The organism is Streptomyces sp. NPDC001348, from assembly GCF_053597535.1.
Genome location: NZ_JBSFIK010000014.1, coordinates 120088 through 146744, shown reverse-complemented (window position 1 = coordinate 146744; position 26657 = coordinate 120088). Strand labels below are relative to the sequence as shown.

At 72.1% G+C, this 26657-nt stretch carries 24 protein-coding genes; 12 read left to right on the top strand and 12 right to left on the bottom strand.

Annotation, left to right across the window (positions count from 1 at the left end; genetic code table 11):
• Positions 1-113: 113 nt before the first annotated feature.
• Positions 114-1094 (bottom strand): tetratricopeptide repeat protein, encoded by a 981-nt coding sequence (locus tag ACWC21_RS17400; RefSeq protein WP_450882608.1) that lies wholly within the window; start codon positions 1092-1094, stop codon positions 114-116.
• 196 nt (positions 1095-1290) lie between these two features.
• Between ACWC21_RS17400 and ACWC21_RS17395 the strand changes: the two genes are divergently transcribed.
• On the top strand, positions 1291-1923 hold the full coding sequence (locus ACWC21_RS17395; protein WP_450882606.1) for a TetR/AcrR family transcriptional regulator: 633 nt from the start codon (positions 1291-1293) through the stop codon (positions 1921-1923).
• Positions 1924-1968: 45 nt separating this feature from the next.
• On the opposite strand, the gene ACWC21_RS17390 is transcribed toward ACWC21_RS17395, so the two are convergent.
• The 5 genes from ACWC21_RS17390 to ACWC21_RS17370 all read right to left on the bottom strand — a co-directional run bounded on the left by ACWC21_RS17390 (position 1969) and on the right by ACWC21_RS17370 (position 5506).
• Positions 1969-3669, bottom strand: coding sequence for an acyl-CoA mutase large subunit family protein (locus ACWC21_RS17390; RefSeq protein WP_450882604.1), 1701 nt, complete (start codon positions 3667-3669; stop codon positions 1969-1971).
• A gap of 117 nt (positions 3670-3786) precedes the next feature.
• On the bottom strand, positions 3787-4125 hold the full coding sequence (locus ACWC21_RS17385) for a DUF3817 domain-containing protein (protein WP_450882602.1): 339 nt from the start codon (positions 4123-4125) through the stop codon (positions 3787-3789).
• A gap of 112 nt (positions 4126-4237) precedes the next feature.
• Entirely contained in the window at positions 4238-4747 is a 510-nt protein-coding gene (locus ACWC21_RS17380) for a MarR family winged helix-turn-helix transcriptional regulator (protein ID WP_389151806.1), read from the bottom strand.
• Positions 4748-4865: 118 nt separating this feature from the next.
• Positions 4866-5159: an MTH1187 family thiamine-binding protein gene (locus ACWC21_RS17375; RefSeq protein ID WP_450882600.1), complete on the bottom strand. Its 294-nt coding sequence runs from the start codon at positions 5157-5159 to the stop codon at positions 4866-4868.
• Positions 5156-5506, bottom strand: a complete 351-nt coding sequence (locus tag ACWC21_RS17370) for a DUF3817 domain-containing protein (protein WP_389151800.1) — start codon at positions 5504-5506, stop codon at positions 5156-5158. The genes ACWC21_RS17375 and ACWC21_RS17370 overlap by 4 nt, the downstream gene beginning before the upstream one ends.
• 149 nt (positions 5507-5655) lie before the next feature.
• On the opposite strand from ACWC21_RS17370, the gene ACWC21_RS17365 reads away from it, so the two are divergent.
• The 4 genes from ACWC21_RS17365 (at position 5656) to ACWC21_RS17350 (ending at position 8336) form a co-directional block, all read left to right on the top strand.
• Complete coding sequence (locus ACWC21_RS17365) at positions 5656-6288, top strand: AIM24 family protein (protein ID WP_389152248.1); 633 nt, start codon at positions 5656-5658, stop codon at positions 6286-6288.
• Between the two features lies 1 nt (position 6289).
• The gene (locus ACWC21_RS17360; RefSeq protein ID WP_450882598.1) at positions 6290-6940 is read left to right on the top strand and encodes an AIM24 family protein; all 651 of its coding nucleotides are present in this window, start codon (positions 6290-6292) and stop codon (positions 6938-6940) included.
• Positions 6941-7005: 65 nt separating this feature from the next.
• Positions 7006-7767, top strand: coding sequence for an AIM24 family protein (locus tag ACWC21_RS17355; RefSeq protein ID WP_450882687.1), 762 nt, complete (start codon positions 7006-7008; stop codon positions 7765-7767).
• A gap of 92 nt (positions 7768-7859) precedes the next feature.
• A complete protein-coding gene (locus tag ACWC21_RS17350; protein WP_389151794.1) occupies positions 7860-8336 on the top strand; it encodes a MarR family winged helix-turn-helix transcriptional regulator in 477 nt (158 codons plus the stop codon).
• A gap of 34 nt (positions 8337-8370) precedes the next feature.
• On the opposite strand, the gene ACWC21_RS17345 is transcribed toward ACWC21_RS17350, so the two are convergent.
• From ACWC21_RS17345 to ACWC21_RS17335, 3 genes are all read right to left on the bottom strand, one after another.
• Positions 8371-9606, bottom strand: coding sequence for an MFS transporter (locus ACWC21_RS17345; RefSeq protein ID WP_450882596.1), 1236 nt, complete (start codon positions 9604-9606; stop codon positions 8371-8373).
• Between the two features lie 559 nt (positions 9607-10165).
• On the bottom strand, positions 10166-11122 hold the full coding sequence (meaB, locus tag ACWC21_RS17340) for a methylmalonyl Co-A mutase-associated GTPase MeaB (RefSeq protein WP_450882594.1): 957 nt from the start codon (positions 11120-11122) through the stop codon (positions 10166-10168).
• 66 nt (positions 11123-11188) lie between these two features.
• Positions 11189-12391, bottom strand: a complete 1203-nt coding sequence (locus ACWC21_RS17335; protein ID WP_450882592.1) for an acetyl-CoA C-acetyltransferase — start codon at positions 12389-12391, stop codon at positions 11189-11191.
• Positions 12392-12539: 148 nt separating this feature from the next.
• Here ACWC21_RS17335 and mce point away from each other — a divergent pair, with 148 nt between their 5' ends.
• The 5 genes from mce to ACWC21_RS17310 all read left to right on the top strand — a co-directional run bounded on the left by mce (position 12540) and on the right by ACWC21_RS17310 (position 20656).
• Positions 12540-12980, top strand: coding sequence for a methylmalonyl-CoA epimerase (gene mce / locus ACWC21_RS17330; RefSeq protein ID WP_388802065.1), 441 nt, complete (start codon positions 12540-12542; stop codon positions 12978-12980).
• 231 nt (positions 12981-13211) lie between these two features.
• Positions 13212-17093, top strand: a complete 3882-nt coding sequence (scy, locus tag ACWC21_RS17325; RefSeq protein WP_450882589.1) for a polarized growth protein Scy — start codon at positions 13212-13214, stop codon at positions 17091-17093.
• A 195-nt stretch (positions 17094-17288) separates the two neighbouring features.
• The gene (locus tag ACWC21_RS17320; RefSeq protein ID WP_450882587.1) at positions 17289-18224 is read left to right on the top strand and encodes a cellulose-binding protein; all 936 of its coding nucleotides are present in this window, start codon (positions 17289-17291) and stop codon (positions 18222-18224) included.
• A 195-nt stretch (positions 18225-18419) separates the two neighbouring features.
• Positions 18420-19775 (top strand): ABC transporter ATP-binding protein, encoded by a 1356-nt coding sequence (locus ACWC21_RS17315; RefSeq protein WP_450882585.1) that lies wholly within the window; start codon positions 18420-18422, stop codon positions 19773-19775.
• On the top strand, positions 19772-20656 hold the full coding sequence (locus tag ACWC21_RS17310) for an ABC transporter permease (RefSeq protein ID WP_450882583.1): 885 nt from the start codon (positions 19772-19774) through the stop codon (positions 20654-20656). Before ACWC21_RS17315 ends, ACWC21_RS17310 begins: the two co-directional genes overlap by 4 nt.
• 22 nt (positions 20657-20678) lie before the next feature.
• On the opposite strand, the gene ACWC21_RS17305 is transcribed toward ACWC21_RS17310, so the two are convergent.
• Positions 20679-21020: an ATP/GTP-binding protein gene (locus ACWC21_RS17305; RefSeq protein ID WP_450882581.1), complete on the bottom strand. Its 342-nt coding sequence runs from the start codon at positions 21018-21020 to the stop codon at positions 20679-20681.
• A gap of 222 nt (positions 21021-21242) precedes the next feature.
• Here ACWC21_RS17305 and ACWC21_RS17300 point away from each other — a divergent pair, with 222 nt between their 5' ends.
• Positions 21243-22271 carry an LLM class flavin-dependent oxidoreductase gene (locus ACWC21_RS17300; RefSeq protein ID WP_450882579.1) on the top strand — a complete coding sequence of 343 codons (1029 nt, stop codon included), beginning with the start codon at positions 21243-21245 and terminating at the stop codon, positions 22269-22271.
• A 173-nt stretch (positions 22272-22444) separates the two neighbouring features.
• Here ACWC21_RS17300 and ACWC21_RS17295 read toward each other — a convergent pair whose 3' ends face one another.
• Positions 22445-22837 (bottom strand): SCO5389 family protein, encoded by a 393-nt coding sequence (locus ACWC21_RS17295; RefSeq protein ID WP_388802045.1) that lies wholly within the window; start codon positions 22835-22837, stop codon positions 22445-22447.
• Positions 22838-23136: 299 nt separating this feature from the next.
• Here ACWC21_RS17295 and nucS point away from each other — a divergent pair, with 299 nt between their 5' ends.
• Positions 23137-23808, top strand: a complete 672-nt coding sequence (gene nucS, locus ACWC21_RS17290) for an endonuclease NucS (RefSeq protein ID WP_450882577.1) — start codon at positions 23137-23139, stop codon at positions 23806-23808.
• A 63-nt stretch (positions 23809-23871) separates the two neighbouring features.
• Here the strand turns inward: nucS and ACWC21_RS17285 are convergent, their stop codons facing one another.
• Positions 23872-26445, bottom strand: a complete 2574-nt coding sequence (locus ACWC21_RS17285; RefSeq protein ID WP_450882575.1) for an ATP-binding protein — start codon at positions 26443-26445, stop codon at positions 23872-23874.
• Positions 26446-26657: the final 212 nt, after the last annotated feature.

Here is a 26657-nt window from a genome sequence, read left to right as displayed (position 1 = left end):
AGCGGCCGCGATTACCAAGTTTTGGCAAAGTGCGGCCGCCTCGACGCCTCACTGGCGAATTTTTCACTCCGGCAACACATGGCCGGACGTTTAGCGACTGGTCAACGGCCGCCTCAGAACAGGGCCCTCGCCAACGCCCGCCGCGCACCCACGACCCGCGGGTCCTCCGGACCGACCACCTCGAACAGCTCCAGCAGGCGGCGGCGTACGGTGTCCCGGTCGTCACCCACCGTGCGCTGCACGGTCTCGATCAGCCGTCCGAACGCGTCCTCCACGTGCCCGCCCACCAGATCCAGGTCGGCGGCGGCGATCTGCGCCTCGATGTCGTTCGGCCTGTCGGCCGCGTCCCTGCGCACCTGCTGCGGGTCCGCGCCCTGCACCCGCTGCAGCAACTCCGCCTGCGCCAGGCCGAGCTTGGCCTCCGTGTTGGCCGGGTCGTCGTTGAGTACGTTCCGGTACGCCTGGACCGCGCCGCCGAGGTCCCCGGCGTCCAGAGCCTGTACGGCCGCCTCCAGCAAGGCGTCGTACGGGCCCGCCGGCACACTCGCCTCCGGCGTGGCTCCGTCGCCGGGCGCGGCGTCCGGGTCGACGCTCAGGCCGGTGAGCCCGAAGCGCTGTTCGGCGACCTGCACCAGCTGGTCGAGGGTCTGGCGGATCTGCGCCTCGCCGGCGGCCCCCTGGAAGAGCGGCAGGGCCTGGCCCGCGACTACGGCGAAGACGGCCGGGATGCCCTGCACCCCGAACTGCTGCATCAGCATCTGGTTGGCGTCGACGTCGATCTTCGCCAGGAGGATACGGCCGTTGTACTCGACGGCCAGCCGCTCCAGGACCGGGCTCAGCTGCTTGCAGGGCTGACACCACTCGGCCCAGAAGTCGATGACGACCGGTACCTCGGCGGACCGCTGGAGGACATCGCGTTCGAAGGTGGCCTCGTCTACGTCGATGACGAGATCGGCCGGGGAGACGGCCCCGGCGCCGCCGCCCTGCCGGGCGGCTTCGGCGCGCGTCTGCTCGGCCTTGGCCTTGGCCTCCTGGGCCGCCTTCACCGCGGCGAGGTCGACGACGCCGCTCATGGACATGTTCCGTGGCTGCATGCGTCTATCCTCCCCCGTTCCCGCGCGTGTGTGAAAAAGCGTTGTGAAGCGCTTGCGGCGCCGGGTCCCCACCCAGCGCCGAATGGTCGTCGCTTACGCTACGAGTCGTAGCGTAATACCTTCGGCGGTGCGGACGACAGCCCGCCCCGGTGATCTCCCTCACGGCCTCACAGGAACGGCCGGTTATGGTCGGGGCATGGAGAGCCGCACCCCCGCCAGCCGCCCCGGACGCCCGCGCAACGCCGCCGCGGACGCCGCGATCCTGGCCGCGACCCGGGAGGCGCTGGTGGAACTCGGCTGGTCCAAGCTCACCTTGGGAGACGTGGCCACGCGGGCGGGGGTTGCGAAGACGACGCTCTACCGCCGCTGGGCGGGCAAGAACGAACTCGTCGTCGACGCGGTGGCCGAGCTCTTCGACGAACTCGAACTCCCCGACCGGGGCAGCCTCGCCGCCGACATCGAGGGCGTCGTCCTGCAGTTCGCGGCCATCCTCGCCCGCCCGGAGGCCAAGAGCGGACTGATGGCGGCGGTCGCGGAATCCACCCGCGACGACGCCCTGCGGGAGCGCATCCGCACGTCGATAGTGGACCGCCAGAAGCGGCTGGTCCTCGAGGGCCGCGCCCGCGCCCAGACCCGCGGCGAACTGCCGCCGGAGGCCGACCCCGGCGAAGCCGCCCGGACGGTCGACCTCATCTTCGACATGGTGGCGGGCGCGGTGGTGCACCGCACCCTGGTCAGCGGCAAACCGGCGGACGAGGAGTGGGTGCGCGGCTTCACCCGGGTACTGCTGCTGGGACTGGCGGGAGCGACGCGGGACACCCCCTCGTAGGTGTGCCGCTCGCGGCTCCCGCCGCGTCCGCCGAGTGAACTCCCGTCAGAACCCCGCCGGCTCCGTGTAAACCCCCCACTCGTCCCGCAGCACCCCGCAGATCTCCCCCAGCGTCGCCTCCGCGCGGACCGCGTCCAGCATGGGCTCGATCATGTTGGCGCCGGAGCGGGCGGCGGTCAGCATGGCGTCCAGGGCCGTCCGTACCCGGGTGTCGTCACGGGACGCCTTCCGGGACCCGAGTTCGCGGACCTGCTCCCGTTCCACCTCGTGGCTGACCCGGAGGATCTCCAGGTCGCCGGTGACGGAGCCGGTGGCGACGTTGACGCCGACGACCTTCTTGTCGCCCTTCTCCAGCGCCTGCTGGTAGCGGAACGCGGACTCGGCGATCTCGCCGGTGAACCAGCCGTCCTCGATTCCGCGCAGGATGCCGGAGGTGATCGGACCGATCGGGTGCCGGCCGTCGGGGTGGGCCCGCAGGCCGCGCTCCTTGATCTGGTCGAAGATCTTCTCGGCGTCGGCCTCGATCCGGTCGGTGAGCTGCTCGACGTACCAGGAACCGCCCAGCGGGTCGGCCACGTTGGCGACGCCGGTCTCCTCCATCAGAACCTGCTGGGTGCGCAGGGCGATCTCCGCCGCCTGCTCGGAGGGCAGCGCGAGGGTCTCGTCCAGCGCGTTGGTGTGCAGCGAGTTCGTGCCGCCCAGCACCGCCGCCAGCGCCTCCACCGCCGTGCGCACCACGTTGTTGTACGGCTGCTGGGCGGTCAGCGAGACCCCGGCGGTCTGCGTGTGGAAGCGCAGCCACTGCGCCTTCTCGCTCTTCGCCCCGTACACGTCCCGCATCCACCGCGCCCAGATCCGCCGGGCGGCCCGGAACTTGGCGATCTCCTCGAAGAAGTCGAGGTGGGCGTCGAAGAAGAAGGAGAGACCGGGCGCGAAGACGTCCACGTCCAGGCCGCGCGACAGGCCCAGCTCGACGTAGCCGAAGCCGTCCGCGAGCGTGTACGCCAGTTCCTGCGCGGCCGTCGATCCCGCCTCGCGGATGTGGTAGCCGGAGACGGACAGCGGCTTGTACGCGGGGATGCCGGCCGCGCAGTACTCCATCAGGTCGCCGATCAGCCGCAGATGGGGCTCGGGCTGGAAGAGCCACTCCTTCTGGGCGATGTACTCCTTGAAGATGTCGGTCTGCAGCGTGCCGTTGAGGACGGACGGGTCCACGCCCTGCCGTTCGGCGGCGACCAGGTACATGCAGAAGACGGGCACGGCCGGCCCGCTGATGGTCATGGACGTCGTCACGTCGCCCAGCGGGATGTCCTTGAACAGGACCTCCATGTCCGCCGCCGAGTCGATGGCCACCCCGCAGTGCCCGACCTCGCCCAGCGAGCGCGGGTCGTCGGAGTCGCGGCCCATCAGCGTCGGCATGTCGAAGGCCACCGAGAGACCGCCGCCGCCGGCGGCCAGGATCATCTTGTAGCGCTCGTTGGTCTGTTCGGCGTTGCCGAACCCGGCGAACTGCCGGATGGTCCACGTACGCCCGCGGTAGCCGGTCGGGTAGAGGCCGCGTGTGAAGGGGTACTCCCCCGGCCAGCCGATCCGCTCGAAACCGTCGTACCTGTCCCCCGGCCGGGGGCCGTACACGGGCTCGACGGCATCGCCGGAGAGCGTCGTGAAGTCAGCGTCGCGCTTGCGCGCGGCGTCGTAGCGGGCCTGCCAGCGTCGGCGGCCGTCCTCGATGGCGTCAGCGTCCATACCTTCGAATTTACTAGGACGTCCTAGTAAATGTCGACGGCTGACCGCCGCGCGAGTCTCGGGCGGCGGTGGAACGTGACCCGTCCGGCGGATCGTGACCCGTCCGGTGGGGCGGTACTACGCCTTGACGGCGGCCGGTGCCTGGTCCGCGACCTTCGACTCCAGCTCGTGGCTGATCTTCCGCTCGACGAAGAAGGCGGCGGTCGGGATGGTTCCCGCGAGCAGCACCCACAGCTGCTTGCCGACCGGCCACTTCGCCTTGGAACCCAGGTCGAAGGCGACGACCAGGTAGACGACGTACAGCCAGCCGTGGGCGATGGCGACGACGCGGGTGAAGTCGGCGGCGCCGTCCATGTGAAGCCCGTACTTCGCGATCATGCTCAGGCAGAGCAGCACCAGCAGCACACCGGTGGTGTAGGCCATGACGCGGTAGCGGGTCAGCACGTTCTTTTTCATGCCGTCGAGCGTAACCGCCCGTTCCGGGAGATCTTGTCCCGGGTGCGCCGCCGGGCGGCCGTGGGCTCAGTCCTCGGCTCGGCCCCCCGCCCTGCCCCGCCCGGCCCTCGGCTCAGTCCTCGTCGAAGTCGTTCGCCGCGATCCTGAGGGGCCGCAGCATCGCGAAGATCTCCGCGCACTCCTCGGCGTCGTAACAGCCGAGCCCGAAGTCCATCGCCATCAGGTCCCTGGTGGCCGCGTCGACCACCTCGCGTCCCTTGGCCGTGATGGTGGCGAGCGTGCCGCGCCCGTCGTTCGGGTTGGGCCGCCTGGCCACCAGCCCGGACTTCACCAGCCGGTCGACGGTGTTCGTCACGGAGGTGGGATGCACCATGAGCCGCTCACCGATCTTGGACATCGGCAGTTCCCCGGCCTTGGAGAAGGTGAGCAGCACCAGTGCCTCGTACCGCGCGAAGGTCAGCCCGTACGGCTTGACCACCGCGTCGACCTCCGCCAGCAGGATCTGGTGCGCCCGCATGATCGAGGTGATCGCCGCCATCGACGGCACGTTTCCCCACCGCTGCTTCCAGAGCTCGTCGGCACGGGCGATGGGGTCGAAGGGAAGACTGAGAGGCTTCGGCACGTCATCAGACCCTACCCGCCGGTCACATTCCGGTCAGCTCCGTCTCGGCCTTCGGTCTCCCCGGGAGCCACCGGAGCGGCCACGGGGGCGCCACGCCGCCCTGGTGCCCCGGCAGCGGCTAGCCGGCCAGATGCCTTTCGACGGTCTCGACCTTCGAGGTGAGGCCGTCGGTCACCCCGGGACGGATGTCCGCCTTGAGCACCAGCGACACCCGGGGAACCCGTTCCTCGACGACGGCGACGGCGCGCCGGACGACGGCCATGACCTCGTCCCACTCGCCCTCGACGGAGGTGAACATGGCGTCGGTGCGGTTGGGCAGGCCCGACTCGCGCACCACGCGGACGGCGTCGGCGACGTACTCCCCGACGTCCTCGCCGACGCCCAGCGGCGTCACGGAGAAGGCGACGATCATGCGTTCACGACCCCTTCCTTGCGGGCGCGGGCGGCGATGACCGCGTCCTCGGACTCGCGGCGGAGCCTGCGCTCGGCGATGAAGCCGCCGCCCGGGATGATCGAGTAGGCGAAGTAGACGGCGGCCTTGCCCTTGGCCCACTTGGTGCGGTTCCAGGCGTCGAGCCAGAAGAGCACGTAGAGGATGAACAGCACGCCGTGGATCGGGCCCAGCACGGGGGCCACGTCGAAGCCCGAGGCGACCGTGTACTTGATCACCGTGCAGGCCGCGAGCACGATCCAGGAGATGCCCTCCGGCACGGAGACCAGGCGCAGGCGGCGGATGGCGGAGGCTGTCTTGAGGTCCACTGATCACCTTCGGTGGAGAGTCGCCGGCGACGCGGTCGCCTTGTGAACGGAAGCACAATCGTCGCCCCATTGTGGCAAACGAACACCCCTGCCCGACGGCAGGGGTCTGTCGGCACCCTTCGGTCCGCCGCTACCTTCACCCCGTGGCGATGTTCCGACTGCAGGGAAGCAAGGTGCTCGCCGTCGACATGACCGGTGATGCCGTCAAGGCGAAGAACGGCTCCATGGTCGCGTACGACGGGCAGATGGCCTTCAAGAAGCTGAGCGGAGGCGGTGAGGGTCTGCGGGGGATGGTGACCCGGCGGCTCACCGGCGAGCAGATGACGGTGATGGAGGTGAAGGGGCACGGGACGTGCTGGTTCGCCGACCGGGCCGCGGAGATCAATCTCGTCGCCCTCCAGGGGGACAAGCTGTACGTGGAGTCGAGCAACCTGCTCGCGACGGACGCCGGGCTGAGGACCGGTACGACGTTCACGGGCCTGCGTGGCGCCTCCCAGGGCAACGGGCTGTTCACGACGACCGTCGAGGGCCACGGGCAGGCCGCGATCATGTCGGACGGGCCGGCGGTGGTGCTGCGGGTGAGCCCCCAGTACCCGCTGATCGTGGACCCGGGGGCCTACATCGCCCACCAGGGGAACGTCCGGCAGTCCTTCCAGTCCGGTGTGACCTTCCGCACCTTCCTCGGTGAGGGCGGCGGCGAGGCGTTCCAGATCCGGTTCGAGGGGGACGGGCTGGTGTACGTCCAGCCCAGTGAGCGGAACACGATCGCGGGGGACGTGTGACATGGCGCTGCGTGAGGTCAACTCCAAGATGGTCGAGGCCACCGTGCTGCCCGGGCAGCGGCTGTTCAGTCAGCGCGGAGCGATGCTCGCCTACAAGGGGAACGTCTCCTTCACCCCGAACATCCAGGGCGGTCAGGGGGGACTGATGTCGATGATCGGGCGGCGGGTCGCCGGGGAGGCCACTCCCCTGATGTCCGTCGAGGGCAGCGGGACCGTCTTCTTCGGGCACGGCGGCCACCACGTGCACGTCATCAATCTCTCCGGCGACACCCTGTACGTGGAGGCGGACCGGCTGCTGGCCTTCGAGGGCACGCTCCAGCAGGGGACGATGTTCATGGGCTCGCAGGGCGGGGTGATGGGGATGGTGCGGGGGCAGGTCACCGGACAGGGCCTGTTCACGACCACCCTGAAGGGGCACGGGGCGGTGGCGGTGATGGCGCACGGCGGGGTCTTCGAGATCCCCGTCACGCCGCAGCGGCCCGTCCACGTCGATCCGCAGGCGTACGTCGCCCACCACGGCGACCTGCGCAACAAGCTGTCCACCGCGCTCGGCTGGCGCGACATGGTGGGGCGCGGCTCGGGCGAGGCGTTCCAGCTGGAGCTCAGCGGAAGCGGCACGGTGTTCGTCCAGGCCTCGGAGGAGAAGCTGTGAGCGGGTACGGAATCCCCGGTGGGCCCGGGTACGGAGCCCCCGGCGGGCCCGTGGTGTACGACCCCATGACGCTGCCCGTCGACGACAACGTCAACAAGTACACCTTCTGCGTCGAGCTCAAGGGGGCGCAGTGGTTCCTGCAGAAGGGGAAGATGATCGCGTACTACGGGGCGATCGAGTTCAACGGCGTCGGGCACGGCGGGCTCGACCGTCTTGTCCGTACTTCGTTTCATTCGCCTCTGCACGCGAGCGACTGGGTGGTGGCGGAGGGCTCGGGGAAGATGCTCCTCGCCGACCGGGCGTTCGATGTGAACTCCTACGACCTGGACGACGGCAACCTGACCATTCGCTCGGGCAACTTGCTCGCTTTTCAGCCAAGTCTCGCTCTCAAACAGTCGATCGTGCCGGGTTTTCTGACACTCATCGGAACCGGGAAGTTCGTGGCCGCATCTAACGGCCCGGTGGTGTTCATGGAGCCCCCCATCCGGGTGGACCCGCAGGCGCTCGTCGGCTGGGCCGACTGTCCGTCCCCGTGCCATCACTACGACCACGGGTACCTGACGGGCGTCATGGGCGGTCTACGTGCGATGACGGGGCTCGGCGGGGCCTCCGGGGAGGAGCACCAGTTCGAGTTCGTGGGGGCCGGGACGGTGCTGCTGCAGTCGACCGAGACGCTGATGGCGGAGCAGGCGACAGGGGCTGTTCCGCACGAGCCGGGAGTGCCCGGTGGTGGCGCAGGGGCGCCCGGCGGACACGGAGCGCAACCGTCGGCCGCACCGCGTCTTCCCGGACAGCTGGGGGACCTCCAGCGTCGCTTCGGGCTGTGAGCGGTAGTCTGCGGAGTGTGACGTCGAACGCGTGCGCACTGTCACACGACCCTCGTTAGTTCGTTTTTCAACATTTTAGGTAGACTTCATTCATGGAGACCGAAACGGCCACGCGCTGGCTGACCGATGCGGAGCAGTGCGCCTGGCGCACCCACCTGGAGGTCAACAGGCTGTTGACGTACCAGCTCGAGAGGGATCTGCAGCCGTTCGGACTGACAATGAACGACTACGAGATCCTCGTGAACCTCTCCGAGTCCGAGGACGTGCGGATGCGGATGAGCGACCTCGCCTCCGCGACCCTCCAGTCCAAGAGCCGGCTCTCGCACCAGATCACACGCATGGAGAACGCGAACCTGGTGCGCCGGGAGAACTGCGAGTCCGACCGCCGCGGCCTCTACGCCGTGCTCACCGAGCACGGCATGGAGACCATGAAGAAGGTCGCCCCGCACCATGTGGCGTCCGTACGGAAGCACTTCATCGACCTGCTCTCGCCCGAGGCGCTGCTGGAGCTGGACAAGGCTCTGAAGCCGATCGCCGAGCATCTGCGGGGGCAACGAGGACGTCCCTGACCTCGGTCGGGGCGCCGGAGCGGCAGGCGGGTGTTCAGGTCTCGCCTGCCGCTCCCTTTTGACCGGCGCCCGGGGCCAGGAGGCACACCACGCCGGCCGACAGCGCCACCCCGCCCGCCAGCACGAAGCACACGGCGACCGGCACCCGGCCGATCAGCATCCCGGTCAGCAGGGAACCGCTCGAGCCGCCCGCGTTCACCGCGGTGTTCACCCAGGCCCCCGCCCGCGTCCGGGCTCCGGGGGCCGCCGTCTCCTCGGCGTGGAGGTACGCCGTCGTCAGGGCCGGGGCGACGAACAGGCCCGCGGTCGCGACGGCCGCCGTGAGGGTCCACGGGCCGGGGGCGAGGCCCGTGACGGCGAGCACCAGGCCGAGGCCGGCGGCGAAACCGGCCAGGCGCGTCCGGGTGGACCTGCGCCAGCCGACGGCCCCGTTGAGGAGTCCGCCCACCGCGCTGCCCGCCGAGAGCGCGGCCAGGATCCAGGGGACCAGGGCGGCGTCGTACGAGCGCTCGGTCGCGAGGGCCATCACCAGCAACTCGGCGCCGCTGAGCGCGAGGCCCATGCCCGCGGCCACGACGACCGGGGAGAGCAGCCCGCGCTCGAACCGGCGCCCGGGCCTGTCCTTCGGCGCGGCGGCGCGGGGCCCCGGCATGGCCGGGGAGGTCGCGAACGCCTGGGTCCCGGCCACGATCAGCAGCGCGCTCAGGGCGAGCCCGGCCGCCGGTGGGGCGAAGCGGACGAGTACGCCGACCAGCGCCGGGCCGGAGACGAACAGCAGTTCCTCGGCGACCCCGTCCAGGCTGTAGGCCCGCTGCACGAGCCCGGGATCGTCGACCAGTTCGGCCCACACGGTACGCATGGTGGGGCCCAGCGGGGGCGCGCAGGCGCCGGCGAGGGCGGCGACCGCGGCGAGGAGGACCGGCGGGGCGCCCGGACGCCAGGTGAGTGCCGCCAGGGCGCACAGCAGGGCGCCGTACAACGACGCCATGGGGATCAGGGCCCGGCGCGGGCCGTGCCGGTCGACCAGGGCCGCCCGTAACGGCATGAGGAAGACGGTGGCGGCGCCGAACACGGCCATCACCGTTCCGGAGACGGCGTACGAGCCGGTCGCCCGGGTCACCGCCAGCAGCACGGCCGGTCCGACCGTGCCGTACGACAGGCGGGCCGTCAGCGCGGCGGCGAAGGTGCGGCGGGCGTGCGGGACGCGCAGGACGGCGGCGTAGGACGGCCGGGGCGTGGGGGAAGGGCGCGACGAAGTGAGCGCGGACATGAGTCGGTTCCTCGGCTGGAGGCGGATGAGGGGACACCGAAGCCCCGCGCCGCCGACGGCCGATCGGCCTGCCGGGCGCGGGTGCGGTGCGCGCTCTATGCCAGGAGGAGGAACATGCCGGTCAAGCTAGCAGGGGGGCGACCGGTGGTCACGTGCTTTTCCGGCCCGCCAGGAACCAGCGGGCCGGACGGCCAACGCGCCCGCCGCCCCCGGTACCCGGCCCGCCGCGGGACCTTGGTGGCCACCTGCTTTTCCGGCCCGCCAGGAACCAGCGGGCCGGACGGCCAACGCGCCCGCCGTCCCCGGTACCCGGCCCGCCGCGGGGCCTTGGTGGCCACGTGCTTTTCCGGCCCGCCAGGAACCAGCGGGCCGGACGGCCAACGCGCCCGCCGCCCCCGGTACCCGGCCCGCCGCGGGGCCTGCGGGCACGGGGCACACGGTGGACGCTCAGGGCTCCGCCCCGCCGCGGCGGCAAGCGCCGATCGTTTCCGCCGGCCAGGCCGCCGGGGGCGTGGCGCCCCCTGCCCCCGTCGGAACGGCGCCCCGGAAAGGGCCCCGCTCAGCCCTCCGTCAGCCCCGCCACCAGCTCGTCCGCCGCCCGGTACGGGTCCAGGTCCCCGGCGACGATCCGCTCGGCCAGCGCGCCGAGGCGGCGGTCGCCGTGGAGGTCGGCGATGCGTTCGCGCAGGGCGGTGACGGCGATGCTCTCCACCTCGCGCGCCGCGCGGGCGAGACGGCGTTCGGACAGGACGCCGCGCTCCTCCATCCAGGCGCGGTGCTTCTCCAGTGCCTCGACGACCTCGTCGACGCCCTCGCCGCGGGCGGCGACCGTCTTGACGATGGGCGGGCGCCAGTCGCCGGGGCCGCGGGACTCGCCGAGGCCCAGCATGTGGTTGAGCTCGCGGGCCGTGGCGTCCGCGCCGTCGCGGTCGGCCTTGTTGACGACGTACACGTCGCCGATCTCCAGGATGCCCGCCTTGGCCGCCTGGATGCCGTCGCCCATGCCCGGCGCGAGCAGGACGACGGAGGTGTCCGCCTGGGAGGCGATCTCCACCTCCGACTGGCCGACGCCCACCGTCTCGACCAGGATCACGTCGCAGCCCGCCGCGTCCAGCACACGGATCGCCTGGGGGGCCGCCCAGGCCAGGCCGCCCAGATGGCCGCGCGTGGCCATGGAGCGGATGTAGACGCCGGGGTCGGAGGCGTGGTCCGACATGCGGATCCGGTCGCCGAGCAGGGCGCCGCCGGAGAACGGCGAGGAGGGGTCCACCGCGAGGACCCCCACCCGTTTGCCCTGTTTGCGGTACGCGGTCACCAGCGCCGAGGTGGATGTCGACTTGCCGACCCCCGGGGAGCCGGTGAGACCGACCACGTACGCGTTCCCGGTCAGCGGCGCCAGGGCCGCCATGACCTCCCTGAGCTGCGGGGATGCCCCCTCCACCAGGGAGATCAGCCGGGCCACGGCCCGCGGTCGGCCTTCCCTGGCCCGGTCCACCAGTGAGGAGACGTCCTGCATCACAGCTCCGTTCGCGAAAGGGACCTGGTAGGGCCTACACCGGTAGGGCCTACCCCGAGGGTGCGCTCAGGCCTTGGGGACGCGCACGATCAGCGCGTCGCCCTGGCCGCCGCCGCCGCACAGCGCGGCCGCGCCGACCCCGCCGCCCCGGCGCTTCAGCTCCAGCGCCAGATGCAGCACCAGACGGGCGCCGGACATCCCGATGGGGTGGCCGAGGGCGATGGCGCCACCGTTGACGTTCACCTTTTCGGTGGACACTCCGAGGTCCTTCATCGACTGGACCGCGACGGCGGCGAAGGCCTCGTTGATCTCGATGAGGTCGAGGTCGGAGACCTCCAGGCCCTCCTTCTTCAGGGCGTGCAGGATCGCGTTGGACGGCTGGGACTGCAGCGAGTTGTCCGGCCCCGCCACGTTGCCGTGCGCGCCGATCTCGGCGATCCAGTCCAGGCCCAGTTCCTGCGCCTTGGCCTTGCTCATCACGACCACGGCAGCGGCGCCGTCGGAGATCTGCGAAGAGGAGCCGGCCGTGATCGTGCCGTCCTTGGCGAAGGCCGGGCGCAGCTTGCCCAGGGACTCGGCCGTGGTGTCGCCGCGGATGCCCTCGTCCTTGCTGAAGACGACCGGCTCGCCCTTGCGCTGCGGGATCTCCACCGGGGTGATCTCGGCCTCGAAGACGCCGTTCTTCTGCGCGGCGGCGGCCCGCTGGTGCGACAGGGCGGCGATCTCGTCCTGCTCGGGGCGCTTGATGCCGAGCCGCGTGTTGTGCTTCTCCGTGGACTCGCCCATGGCGATGCCCTCGAAGGCGTCGGTCAGGCCGTCGTACGCCATGGCGTCGAGCATCTCGACGGCGCCGTACTTGAAGCCCTCGCGGGACTTCGGCAGCAGGTGGGGCGCGTTGGTCATGGACTCCTGGCCGCCGGCGACGACCACGTCGAACTCACCCGCACGGATCAACTGGTCCGCGAGGGCGATGGCGTCGAGGCCGGACAGGCACACCTTGTTGACGGTGAGCGCCGGGACGTTCATCGGGATGCCCGCCTTGACCGCGGCCTGGCGTGCCGGGATCTGGCCCGCACCGGCCTGCAGCACCTGGCCCATGATCACGTACTGCACCTGGTCGCCGCCGATCCCCGCACGGTCGAGGGCGGCCTTGATCGCGAAGCCGCCCAGGTCGGCTCCGGAGAACGACTTCAGCGAGCCGAGCAGCCGCCCCATCGGGGTGCGGGCACCCGCGACGATGACGGAGGTCGTGCTGTTCGATCCTGACATGAGGTGGGATCCCCTTTCAGCTGCACCAGCTGAGGAGTGAACGAGGGTTTACTTCGAATGTACTGACCGGTACGGCACCCCGTCATCTGGCTGTCGGTGTGATCGCTCGCACGTTGCGTAACCCTCCGAGGAGCGATGCACTGACACCATGCTGACGCGAATCGACCACATCGGGATCGCCTGCCACGACCTCGACGCGACCGTCGAGTTCTACCGGGCCACGTACGGCTTCGAGGTGTTCCACACCGAGGTCAACGAGGAGCAGGGCGTGCGCGAGGCCATGCTCAAGATCAACGAGACGTCCGACGGCGGGGCCTCGTACCTCCAGCTGCTGGAACCGACCCGCGAGGACTCCGCGGTCGGCAAGTGGCTGGCGAAGAACGGGGAGGGCGTCCACCACATCGCCTTCGGTACGGCGGATGTGGACCAGGACGCCGCCGCCATCGGGGAGAAGGGCGTACGCGTTCTGTACGAGGAGCCACGACGCGGCTCCATGGGGTCGCGGATCACCTTCCTGCACCCGAAGGACTGCCATGGCGTACTGACAGAACTGGTCACATCCGCGCCCGTTGAGACACCTGAGCACTGACCCTCGTACAAAGGGGCCGGTAGGGTTGGGGGCGGTCGTCCCCGAACAGGGGACGACCCGGTCCTGCCGTCAGGGGCAGGACCACCGGGGTCCAGGTTTCGGGGGACGAGCGTCGGGGCAGCAGCCCGTGCTCCGCCGTTGATCTGACACCATTCCCCGGGGGCCCCGTCCGGCGGATGGACGGAGCTCGTTTGGACAGGCTTGCGACCAGGGGACGGATGGGACCGCGCAGTGCGGGGCTACGAGAGCCAGGAGCGAGAGCCGGCGGCTGACGTCGACCACCTCTCTCGGTTCGAGGCCGAGATGAAGCGGCTGAAGACCGAGCGGGAAAAGGCGATCCAGCATGCCGAGGACCTCGGCTACCAGGTCGAGGTGCTGCGCGCCAAGCTGCACGAGGCGCGGCGCACCATCATGTCCCGGCCCGCGTTCGACGGCGGTGACATCGGCTACCAGGCCGAACAGTTGCTGCGCAACGCCCAGATCCAGGCCGACCAGCTGCGCCAGGACGCCGAGCGGGAGCTGAGCCAGGCCCGCGCGCAGACCCAGCGCATCCTGCAGGAGCACGCCGAGCAGGCGGCCCGGCTGCAGGCCGAGCTGCACGCCGAGGCGGTGGCCCGCCGCCAGCAGCTGGACCAGGAGCTGGCCGAGCGCCGGCAGACGGTCGAGTCGCACGTCAACGAGAACGTGGCGTGGGCCGAGCAGCTGCGCGCCCGCACCGAGGCCCAGGCCCGCCGGCTCCTCGACGAGTCCCGTGCGGAGGCCGAGCAGGCCATGGCCGCGGCCCGCGCGGAGGCCGAACGGCTGACCTCCGAGGCCCGCCAGCGGCTGCAGAGCGACGCCGAGGCGGCCCGCGCGGAGGCCGAGCAGCTGCTGCGCCGGGCCCGCGCGGACGCCGAGCGGCTGCTGAACGCCGCCTCCACCCAGGCCCAGGAGGCCACCGACCACGCCGAGCAGCTGCGGACCTCCACCGCGACGGAGTCGGACGCCGCCCGCCGCCAGGCCGGCGAGCTGAGCCGGGCCGCCGAGCAGCGCATGGCCGAGGCGGAGGAGGCGCTGCGCAAGGCGCAGACCGAGGCCGAGAAGCTGGTCACGGAGGCCAAGGAGGCCGCCGCCAAGGCCCTCTCCAGCGCCGAGTCCACCAACGAGCAGCGCACGCGCACGGCGAAGGAGCAGGTCGCCCGGCTGGTCGAGGAGGCCACCAAGGAGGCCGAGAACACCAGGTCCGAGGCCGAGCAGCTGGTCGCGGACGCCCGTGCCGAGGCCGAGCGGATCGTCGCGGAGGCCGCCGAGAACGCCCGCACGCTCACCGCCGAGGAGAGCGCGACCCAGCTGTCCAAGGCGGCGAAGACCGCCGAGGACGTGCTGAACAAGGCGGCCGAGGACGCCCGGAACACCACCAAGGCCGCGGCCGAGGAGGCCGAGCGGATCCGGCGCGAGGCCGAGACGGAGGCGGACCGGCTGCGCGCCGAGGCGCACGACATCGCCGAGCAGCTCAAGGGCGCCGCCAAGGACGACACCAAGGAGTACCGCGCCAAGACGGTCGAGCTGCAGGAGGAGGCCCGCCGGCTGCGCGGCGAGGCCGAGCAGCTGCGCTCCGACGCGGTCGCCGAGGGCGAGAAGATCCGCGCGGAGGCCCGCAAGGAAGCCGTCCAGCAGATCGAGGAGGCCGCCCGTTCGGCCGAGGAACTGCTGTCCAAGGCGAAGGCCGACGCGGACGAACTGCGCCAGAAGGCGACCGCGGACAGCGAGAAGGTCCGCACCGAGGCCATCGAGCGGGCCACGACGCTGCGCCGGCAGGCCGAGGAGGTCCTGGAGCGCACCCGCGCGGAGAACGAGCGCTCCCGCGAGGAGGCGGTGGAGCTCGCCGAGACCATCACCTCGAACGCCGAACAGGGCGCCCGCGAGCTGCGCGAGGAGACCGAGCGGGCGGTCGAGGCCCGGCAGGCGGAGGCCGCCGCCGAGCTGACCCGGCTGCACGGCGAGGCCGAGGCGCGGCTGGCGTCCGCCGAGCAGGCGCTGACGGACGCCCGGGAGGAGGCCGCGCGGATCCGCCGGGAGGCCGGCGAGGAGACCGAGCGGCTGCGCGCGGAGGCCGCCGACCGGATCCGTACGCTCCAGCAGCAGGCGGAGACGGAGGCCGAGCGGCTGCGGGACGAGGCCGCGGCGGACGCGTCCGCGTCCCGGGCGGAGGGCGAGGCCATCGCCGTACGCCTGCGGTCGGAGGCCTCGGCCGAGGCCGAGCGGCTGAAGTCGGAGGCCCAGGACACCGCCGACCGGGTGCGGGCGGAGGCCCAGGGCGCCGCCGAGCGGCTCGCCGCGGAGGCGTCCGAGACGCTGGCCGCCGCCCAGGAGGAGGCCGCCCGCCGCCGTCGCGAGGCCGAGGAACTGCTCGGTGCCGCGCGCGCCGAGGCCGACCAGGAGCGTGAGCGGGCCCGCGAGCAGAGCGAGGAGCTGCTGGCGTCCGCTCGCCGGCGTGTGGAGGACGCGCAGGCCGAGGCGATCCGGCTGGTGGAGGAGGCCGACCGGCGCGCCTCCGAGATGGTGTCGGCGGCCGAGCTCCACGCCCAGCAGGTACGGGACTCCGTCGCCGGGCTGCACGAGCAGGCGCAGGAGGAGATCGCCGGACTGCGCTCCGCCGCCGAGCACGCGGCGGACCGCACCCGCCGGGAGGCACAGGAGGAGGCGGACCGGGTCCGCGCCGACGCCTACGCCGAGCGGGAGCGGGCGAGCGAGGACTCGGGCCGGCTGCGCCGGGAGGCGCAGGAGGAGTCCGAGGCCGCGAAGGCGCTCGCCGAGCGCACCATGGCGGAGGCGATGGCCGAGGCCGAGCGGCTGCGCGCCGACTCCGCGGCGCACGCCCAGCGGGTGCGTACCGAGGCGTCGGACGCGCTGGCGGAGGCCGACCAGTCCGCGGCGCGCACCCGTGCGGAGGCCCGGGAGGACGCCAACCGGATCCGTTCGGACGCGGCGACCCAGGCGGACACCCTCATCACCGAGGCGCGCAACGAGGCCGAGCGGCTGCAGACCGAGACGATCGCCGAGGCGGAGCGGCTCCAGTCGGAGACGGCCGCCGAGGCCGACCGGGTGCGGGCCGAGGCGGTCGCCAAGGCCGAGCGGCTGATCGCGGACGCCTCCGGCGACGCGGAGCGGCTGCGGGCCGAGGCGGCCGAGACGGTCGGTTCGGCGCAGCAGCAGGCGGAGCGGATCCGCACCGAGTCGCAGCGGGTCAGGGCGGACGCGGAGGCGGAGGCCGAGCGGCTGATGACGGCCGCCCGCGAGGAGGCCGACCGGACGCTGGACGAGGCTCGCAAGGACGCCAACAAGCGGCGTTCGGAGGCGGCCGAGCAGGTCGACAAGCTGATCACGGAGACCACCGCCGAGGCGGACAAGCTGCTGACCGAGGCGCAGCAGCAGGCGCAGAAGACCACCGCGGACGCCGAGTCGCAGGCCGACACGATGGTGGGCGTCGCCCGGCAGGAGGCCGAGCGCCTGGTGTCCGAGGCCCGGGTCGAGGGCAACTCGACGGTGGAGAAGGCCCGTACGGACGCGGACGAGCTGCTGGTCGGGGCCCGCCGGGACGCGACCGCGATCAGGGAGCGCGCGGAGGAACTGCGCGACCGCATCACGGCCGAGATCGAGGAGCTGCACGAGCGGGCCCGCCGCGAGGCCGCCGAGACGATGAAGTCGACCGGCGACCGCTGCGACGCGCTCATCAAGGCCGCGGAGGAGCAGCTCGCCAAGGCGCAGGCCAAGGCCAAGGAGATCGTCTCGGAGGCCAACTCCGAGGCGGGCAAGGTGCGTATCGCCGCGGTCAAGAAGGCGGAGGGTCTCCTCAAGGAGGCCGAGCAGAAGAAGTCCTCGCTCGTCAGGGAGGCCGAGGAGCTCAAGGCCGAGGCGATCCGCGAGGCCCGGCGCACCGTCGAGGAGGGCAAGCGCGAGCTGGAGGTCCTGGTGCGCCGGCGCGAGGACATCAACGCCGAGATCTCCCGTGTCCAGGACGTGCTGGAGGCGTTGGAGTCCTTCGAGGCCCCGTCGTCCGGCAAGGACAACGGAGTCAAGGCGGGCGCCACCGTGGGGCCCCCTCGATCGGGTGGCAAGTCGTCAGACAGCTAGCGCACAGGGTGGGTTCTGATGTCTTCTGGGTGCTTTGACCACGTCTTCGGCGACATGATGGGCTGGTCGTCCGGGGGTCGAATGTTCAAAAGAGGTGTCATTCTCCAGATCAAACACGTATCCGCTCGATGACACACCGCTTCGGCCCCTAGGATTCCACCTATCACCTCACCGGTCTCATTCGACAGGAACCCCATGAGCGACACTTCCCCCTACGGCTTCGAGCTTGTGCGGCGTGGATACGACCGCGCTCAGGTGGACGAACGGATCTCCAAGCTCGTCTCCGACCGTGACAGCGCTCTCGCCCGCATCACCGCTCTGGAAAAGCGCATCGAGGAGCTCCATCTCGAAACCCAGAACGCCCAGGCCCAGATCAGCGACGCCGAGCCGTCGTACGCGGGTCTCGGCGCGCGGGTCGAGAAGATCCTCCGCCTCGCCGAGGAGGAGGCAAAGGATCTGCGTGAGGAGGCCCGGCGCGCGGCCGAGCAGCACCGCGAGCTCGCGGAGTCGGCGGCCCAGCAGGTGCGCAACGACGCGGAGTCGTTCGCCGCGGAACGCAAGGCCAAGGCCGAGGACGAGGGCGTCCGGATCGTCGAGAAGGCCAAGAGTGACGCCCAGCAGCTGCGCACCGAGGCGCAGAAGGACGCGCAGTCCAAGCGCGAGGAGGCGGACGCCCTCTTCGAGGAGACCCGCGCCAAGGCCGCGCAGGCCGCCGCCGACTTCGAGACGAACCTCGCCAAGCGCCGCGAGCAGTCCGAGCGCGACCTGGCCTCGCGTCAGCAGAAGGCCGAGAAGCGCCTCGCGGAGATCGAGCACCGCGCCGAGCAGCTGCGCCTGGAGGCGGAGAAGCTGCGCACCGACGCCGAGCGCCGCGCCCGCCAGACGGTCGAGACCGCTCAGCGCCAGGCCGAGGACATCGTGGCCGACGCCAACGCCAAGGCCGACCGGATCCGCTCGGAATCCGAGCGCGAGCTCGCCGCGCTGACCAACCGCCGCGACAGCATCAACGCCCAGCTGACGAACGTCCGCGAGATGCTCGCCACGCTGACGGGCGCGGCGGTGGCCGCCACCGGGTCGCCGGCCGAGGACGAGCCGATCTCCCGCGGGGTCCCGGCTCAGCAGTCCCGGTAACCCCGGACACCCACGAGGCCCCCTGCCACTCCCCCGTCGGCAGGGGGCCTCGCCCTGTCCCGCCGTACCGGCCGGCCCCTCCCGCCGCACGCAGCTTTACTTCCCCTTGGGCGGAACCGTCAGCGCCCGGATATCCTCCTAACCCTTACGGGGGCGTGTGCCCCGCTGTCCTGAACATTTCGATGGGTGCGGAGCATGATCGAGGCTGTCGGCCTGACCAAGCGCTACGGCGACAAGACCGCCGTGTACAACCTTTCCTTCCAGGTGCGACCGGGTGCCGTCACCGGCTTCCTCGGGCCCAACGGCTCGGGCAAGTCGACCACCATGCGGATGATCCTCGGCCTGGACAACCCGACCGCGGGCACGGTGACCATCGGCGGCTATCCGTACCGCAAGCTGCCCAACGCGGCCCGTCAGGTCGGTGCACTGCTCGACGCCAAGGCCGTGCACGGCGGCCGGCACGCCCGCAACCATCTGCTGTGTCTGGCCCAGCTGTCGGGCATCCCGGCCCGGCGGGTGGACGAGGTGCTCGGAGTCGTCGGCCTGCAGGACGTGGCCAAGAAGCGCTCCAAGGGCTTCTCCCTCGGCATGGGCCAGCGGCTCGGCATCGCGGCCGCGCTGCTCGGCGACCCGCAGGTGCTGCTCTTCGACGAGCCGGTCAACGGGCTCGACCCCGAGGGCATCCTCTGGGTGCGCAATCTGATGAAGGCGCTGGCGGCCGAGGGGCGGACCGTGTTCGTCTCCAGCCACCTGATGAGCGAGATGGCGCTGACCGCCGACCACCTCATCGTCATCGGGCGGGGCCAGCTCCTCGCCGACATGAGCGTGACGGACTTCATCTCCGCCAACTCCGCCGACTTCGCCCGGGTGCGCACGCCGGACACCGAGCCGCAACTGCGGGAGAAGCTGACCTCCGCGCTCACCGAGGCGGGCGGGCACGTGCTGCCGGAGCAGGACGGCGCGCTGCGCGTAACCGGGCTGCCGCTGCCCCGCATCAGCGACCTCGCGCACGAGGCGGACGTACGGCTGTGGGAGCTCTCGCCGCACCAGGCCTCGCTGGAGGAGGCGTACATGCGGATGACGCAGGGCGCCGTGGACTACCGCTCGACCATCGACCAGAAGGCGGGCCTCCAGCAGCCGCTGCCGCCGGGCGCCCAGCCGCCCATGCCGGTTCCGGGCCAGGGCCAGCCGGGCTGGTACGCGCCGCCGCCGCCCCAGCAGGGCGGCCAGCCGTTCGGGGCGCCCCAGGGGCAGCCGGTGCCGCAGGGCGGGGCGCCCGCGGGGCCGTACGGGGGCCCCGCGGCGGCCGCGGGTGCGTACGGCACTCCGGGGAGCGCTCCCGGCGCGCCCCACGCCTACGGTGCTCCCGGCGCCGGCCGGCCGAATCCTTACGCCCAGCCGCCCGCGCAGGCGCCCGCCGCCCCGGCGACCCCGCCCGCGCCGCAGCAGCCGGCCTCGGGCCCGGCGCCGGCCGCGCCCCCGGCGGCCGAGTCGCCCGAGCCCGCCGCATCCGCCCCCGCCAACCCGACCAAGCCCGAGGACGCCCGATGAGCACCCATCAGCCCCCGATGCCGCAGGCAGCAGCCGCCGCGCCCGAGTGGCAGGCGGCGCCCGGAGCCTCGTACCCCGGCTACACCTCGCCGATCCCGGTGGTCCGCACGCACCTCGGGCACGCGCTCGCCTCCGAGTGGACGAAGATCAAGTCGGTGCGCTCCACGATCTGGACGCTGGGCGTGTTCGTGCTGCTGGTGGTCGGCATCGGGCTGGCCGCCGGCGCACTGGTGTCGAACGACTCCTCCGACGGGAGCATGGAGAACCAGAACCCGCTCGGTCTGGGCTTCTTCGGGCTGCTGCTGGGCAGCATGTGCCTCATCACGCTGGGCGTGCTGACCACGGCCTCGGAGTACGGCACCGGCATGATCCGCACGACGATGGTGGCCTGCCCCAGCCGGGGGCGCGTGCTCGCGGCCAAGGCCATCGTGTTCTTCGGGGTGGCCTTCGTGGTCACGCTGGCGTCGGCCTCCCTCGTCGCCATGGCCCAGGTGTCCATGCTCGACGGCACCGGCGCCAAGGACCCGTCCGGCGGGGAGTGGATGAAGGCCACGGTCGGTGTCAGCCTCTACCTCGCCCTCCTCGGGCTGCTCTCGCTGGCGATCGGCTCGATCATCCGGCACTCGGCGGGCGCCATCACCATCATGATCGGCGCCGTGCTCGCCCCGCTGGTGATCGCGCTGTTCATGTTCTCCGAGTCGCTGTCGTCCGTGCGCGAGAAGCTGGTCGAGTACTCGATCCCGAACCAGCTGAGCGTCTTCTACTCCAACTCCCTCAGCCAGTCCGGCCCGTCCGGCTGGGACCCGCTGTGGATCATGCTGGGCGTGACGGCCGCCGTGTCCGCCGCGGCCTTCGCGCTGCTGCAGCAGCGAGACGTGTGAGGCCCCGGGTCGTCTAGAGCGCTCAGAACCTCGGCGCGTTACGGGACCGCTGCACCCGCGTGGTGCGGCGGTCCTTGGCGTTCCAGCACGCCTTGTGCCAGTGGCGGCGGTCGTCGACGCCCGAGTGCTCCGGCCAGGCCACGACGTGCGGGACGCCCGAGGGAATCACCTGGTCGCAGCCCGGGCAGCGGTACGTCTTGCCCTCCGCGCCGGACCCGGCCACGTGCCGCACGCTCCAGTCCTCGCCCCGCCAGCTCTCCGTGGACTGCCAGCCGCCGTACCGGCCGGAGCGGTCGTCCTCGGCGCTCCGTCCGGACGCGGCCGTGCCCTTGGGGCCCTTGAGACGGTTGCGACGCGGGGACACGGGACACCTCACGGGGCTATACAGGAAGCACGGGCTGTAACCAGCCTACGCGCCACCGGCAGGGGTACGCGTAGGGGACCAACCGCCACAAGTCCCGCCGTCGGCCGACTCATTCTGCAGACAATCCGCAAATCCCTTCGCCAGGCCGTGTCCTCGGCACGTGTCACACGGTTATGCCCGGTGGGGGAGCTCCGCGTCGGAGCCGAGGAAGCAGGAAAAGCAATGCGTGTAGGTAGTTTTGTGCTGGCCGCCCAGTTCCCTGGGCAGGGCCAGGGGGAGGCGCTGCACCGGGCGGTCCGCTCGGCGCAGGTTTCCGAGGAGGCGGGTCTCGACGCGGTCTGGCTGGCCGAGCACCACTTCGTCCCGTACGGCACGTGCCCGTCCGCGGTCACCCTGGCCGCCCTGCTGCTGGGCCGCACCAGCCGCATCGGGGTCGGCACGGCGGTGAGCGTGCTGCCCACCGCCCACCCGGTCGCCCTGGGCGAGCAGGCCGCGCTGCTGCATGTGACCAGCGGCGGCCGCTTCACGCTCGGTTTGGGGCGCGGGGGGCCGTGGGTGGATCTGGAGGTGTTCGGCGCGGGCCTGAAGGCCTACGAGCAGGGCTTCCCGGAATCACTCGATCTGCTGGTGCGCTGGCTGCGCGAACCGGCGGTGGCGGCGTCGGGCGAACGGTTCTCCTTCCGCGAGGTCCCCGTCGTGCCCCGCCCCTCGGAGGCGCTCGACGCCCCCCCGGGCCCCGAGGTCGTCGTCGCCTGCACCTCCCCGGCGACCGTGCGGCTGGCGGCCGAGCGCGGACTGCCGATGCTGCTCGGGATGCACGTCGGGGACGAGGAGAAGGCCGAGATGGTCGCCCTGTGGCGGCAGCACGCACGGACGGCCGGACGGCCGGCGGAGGAGATCGCCGGCGCGGCCCATGTGTCGGCCGGCGTCTGCCAGATCGCGGACCGGCGCACCGACGCGGCGGAGACCCTGCTGAAGGCGATGCCGGGCTGGCTCAAGCAGGGCCTGGAAGCCCATGTGACGGTGGACGGCCGGGTACGGGCGATGCGCGACCCCCTGGCCTACACCGAACTGCTCTGCGGGCTGCACCCGGTGGGCTCCCCCCGGCTGTGCGCCGACCGCCTGGCGGCCACCTCGGAGCGCACCGGCATCTCCCGTTTCGCACTGCTCGTCGAGGGCTCGGGTGATCTCGCGGCCACGGAGGAGAACGTCCGGCGGCTGGGTGCCGAGGTGCTGCCCCAGCTGCGCTGAGAGCCGTGCCTCCCCGGCCGGCGAGGGCTTGCCGCTCCGGTGCTGGGTGCACCCGCGGGTGGAGCGGCAAGCAAGCGTTCACCGCGTCAGCGGTTCGTGGCTCCGCTTCAGCGGTCGGCGGGCCCCGCTTCAGCGGTCGGTGGGCTTCGCGTCAGCGGTCGGTGGGCTCCGCGTCAGCAGTCCCTGAGTTCCGGGGACTGGTTCAGCAGTTGACCGCGTATCGAGGTGAAGCGGGCCAGTCGTTCGTCGGCCGAGGCGTCGAGCGGGAACACCGCCACCCGGTGGCAGTTCTGGAACGCCAGTCGCACACCGAAGTGCCGCTGCAGCGCGCCGCGAATCGCGTCACTGGCGAGCGCGCGCAGCAGCTGACCGCGTGCCTGCTCGTCCGGCGGGGGCGTCCGGTTGTCGGCGAAGTCTCCGCCGTCCACCTTCAGCTGGGCCACCAGGGAGCTGATCATCTCCCATGCGTAGGGCAGGGAGGTCCGGACGCAGTCGACGAAGGCAGCTTCGTCGACCTCGCCTCGCTCGGCCTGTTCGAGTAGGGCCGGTGAGACGTCGAGCGACATGGGTACTCCTCTCGCACCCCCGGACAGCAGGGGTTGCCGGACAGGTCAAGGGCGTTCGCGACACCGGACACGCTCAGTACACGTATCGCGACCTCCCGTTCACTACGGTAGGCAACGGACGGTGACCGCACCAGGAGAATGCGTACATGGGCCGGTCCCGTTGGGCTCACAATCGGCCAGGGATGAACAAGAGTTTCCAAAGCAAAAGGGGCGGTCCGGAGTTCCCCCGTTGACGGCGGTGGCGGGAGTCGGGCGGGCGAATCGCGTGAGGCGCGGGACGTCGAGTAGCGTTGCCGACCATGCGTCTCGTCATTGCCCGGTGCTCGGTCGACTACGCCGGCCGGCTCACCGCCCACCTTCCCTCGGCCCCCCGCCTGATCCTGGTCAAGGCGGACGGCAGCGTCTCGATCCACGCGGACGACCGGGCCTACAAGCCCCTCAACTGGATGTCGCCTCCGTGCACGCTCAAGGAGGGCTCCGGTGAGGACGAGGGCGTGTGGACCGTCGTCAACAAGGCGGGCGAGAAGCTGATCATCACCATGGAGGAGGTCCTCCACGACTCCTCGCACGAACTCGGCGTGGATCCGGGTCTGATCAAGGACGGCGTGGAAGCGCACCTGCAGGAACTGCTCGCCGACCGCATCGAGACACTGGGCGAGGGCTACACCCTCATCCGGCGCGAGTACATGACGGCGATCGGCCCGGTCGACATCCTGTGCCGGGACGCCGAGGGCCGAACGGTGGCCGTGGAGATCAAGCGGCGCGGCGAGATCGACGGCGTGGAGCAGCTCACCCGTTACCTCGAACTGCTGAACCGCGATCCGCATCTCGCCCCCGTCCGCGGCGTCTTCGCCGCGCAGGAGATCAAGCCGCAGGCCCGCGTCCTCGCCACGGACCGCGGCATCGGCTGCCAGGTGCTGGACTACGACGCGCTCAGGGGCATCGAGGACGACAAACTGCGGCTGTTCTGAGGAGTGCGGGCGTACGTACGTCGGCGAGGGCCGGACCCCGGGTGGGGCCGGCCCTCACGTACGTCAGATCAGCGGGCCCGTGCCTCCGCTCCGGGGGGCGCTCGCCGAACTGCTGGACGCGGCGGGGGCGCTGGAGGAGGGACCGCTGGCGCTGTCGGTCGTGGACGGGGCGGTCGAGGTGGCCGTGCCCGTGGGAGTTCCGGTCGGCGAGGTCGTCGAACCGGTCGGCGAACCCGTCGGCGATGTCGAAGAACCGGTCGGCGGCGTCTTCGGCGGGCTCGAGTCCGGCGTCGACGGCTTGGTCGTCGTCGGCTTCGACGGTGTGCTCGGCGAACCGTCCCCGCCCGACCCCTTCGTCCCGCTCGGGTCGTCCGACGGCTGGGCCCCGGTGGCGGTGGGCGCCGGATCGTCCGCGGTGCTGCCCGGGCCGGGGTCCGTCGGGTGGCTCACCGCCACGCCGGTGTCACCGCCGCCCCCGCCGCCGTTCCTCCTCGGTGTGTCCGCACCCAGGTCGCCCCCCTCGGTGTCCTCGCTCGCGGACGGCTGGACGCTCACGTTCTTGGCCGGTTTGTCCGCGTCGTCGTTCGAGGTCATGCCGAGGGTCACGATCGTGCCCAGCACCGCGGCGAGCAGTACGCCGGAACCGGTCGCGACGAGGTTGCGCCGGACCGGCCGCCGGACGCCGCCACCCTGGGCCCTGGGCAGCGGCGCGGTCGCCGCGGCCCGGTGGGTGACCAGTGTGTCGTCGGTGGGCAGCTGGAGCTGGGGGAAGGGGGCCGGGGTCCCGCGCGGGGGCGACGCCGGCTCCTCGTAGCGCGCGTCGGGCACCTCTTCGCCCGCCATGGCGCCGATCCCGGGTACGTCGCCCGCGCGGTCGGCGACCAGGGCGAGGGCACGGCGGCCGGCGACGGTGCCGCGCTTGTCGGCGAGGGCGCCGCGCAGCCCGATGGAGGTCTCCAACTCGGCGCGGGCCCGTTCGAGCTGTCCGCCGCACAGGGCGAGGACGCCCAGTTCATGGTGGAAGTAGGCCTGTTCGGCGACCTCTCCGGCGAGTCGGGAGGCCTCGGCTCCGGCGCGCAGCGCGCGCTCCCAGGCGCTCCAGTGCAGCCCTGCGGCGAAGGCCGGAGCGGCGGTGCGGGCCAGCCGGACGCAGGCGCTCTCGTCCCCGTCTTCGGGCGGTGACGAGGGCTCCTCCTGCCCGGGCGGGGCGGCGGACTCGGCGGTGGCCGGCACCAGGGCGGTCAGCGCGGCGAGCACGGCGTCGGCCTCGGCGCACACCCTCTCGGGTGTGACGGAGGGGTGACCGGCCCACCAGGTGTAGTGCCGGGCGGCGGCGAGGGCGCTCGCGGCGGCGTCGTCGGCGTATCCGGCGGCCTCCAGCTGGGTCTGCACGCCGGTCGCGAGGCGGTAGCGGGAGCCGACCGGGGTGACCAGTCCGCAGGCGGCGAGTTCGCCCAGGGCGGCGTCCGCGTGGGTGTCCCCGACCAGCGCGGGCAGGTGCGCCTGGTGCGGGACCTCGCCGCCGAGCGCGACGGCGATGCGCAGGGTGGCGCGGGCGGAGGCGCTCAGCCGGGCGGCGAGCAGCGGTGCGGGTGCGGCGGCCTCGCCGAGCGAGGGGAGCGGGATGTCCTCGCCGTCGTCGGCGGCCGTGTCGAGCGGGGCGCCCAAGGCTGCGTCGACGGGGTGCCGTACGTCCTCGAAGACCCCGAACTCGTCCACGGCGCCCGCGCTGGCGCGCAGCTGGTCGCGCTGCCTGAGCAGGGCACCGGCCTGGACGAACCGCAGGGGCAGGCCCTCGGACTCGAACCAGAGGTCGCCGGCCCAGTTGGCCTCCTCCTCGGTGAGGACGCGTCCGACGGCGCGTTCGAGGATCTCCACACCGCCGGCGCGGTCCAGGCCGCCGAGGAACACCTCCTCGATCGCCGAGTCGGCGGACGGGGCGGGCACGTCCGGGGTGGCGGCGATCAGGAAGGCGCACTCCGGGGTGGCGTCGATGAGTTCGTCGAGGGCCGCGCCGCCGAACTCGATGTCGTCCAGGACGACGACCGCGCCGATCTCCCGGACCAGGTCGAGCAACTCGTCCGGGCCGGGGCGGTGCAGGGGTGCGTCGTGGACGGCGTGGCAGAGGTCGTGCAGCAGGTCGGTCGTCGTGCGGTGGAAGCCGGTGAGGCGGACCACGCCGTCGGGGGCGAGGTCCGCGCAGTCCTCGGCGACCAGGTCGAGCAGGGCGGTGCGGCCGGATCCCGCGGGCCCGGTGAGACGCACGGAGCGGCCGCGGGCGAGCAGACGGACCAGGCGCTCGCGCTCGTCCTGGCGTTCCAGGAGGTGCAGCGTCGGCTGGGCCGGGCCGGGCGGTACGGCGGGCCGGGCCGCGCGGTCGGAGGCGGCGCGCTCGGCGGCGGCGAGCTTCGCGGGACTGCCCGGCTGCTCCGCCGGCGGGCAGGGCTCTATCTCGCTGCCGTCGACCGGGTTGACGGTGAGCAGGAAGTCGCCGGTGACGATCCGCACCGTGCGGGCGAGTGCGGGCGCGTTCTGGAAGTCGGTGGTGAGGGAATCCCTGGGCGGGCGCTGACGCGGCGCGTTGCCGTCCGTTGTGTCCTGGCCGTGCTCCCCGGGTCCCCGGTTGATCGGGTCCATAGGTTTCCTAGCCCCCCAAAAGCGTCGTGTGCCCGTGTCCGGCCCCTCCCGGCCTAGCACACCGCGCTGTCGCTTCTGGTCCGGTCCCGCTCGAGGGTTGCGAGGCAGCGGGCGACCGAACCCTAAACCTTCGCACAGTATCTACGACAGTCCGGGGTGCCGCGCGGTCCGAGACGTCACCATCTCGTGAGGATTGCGTGTGACGTGCGGCT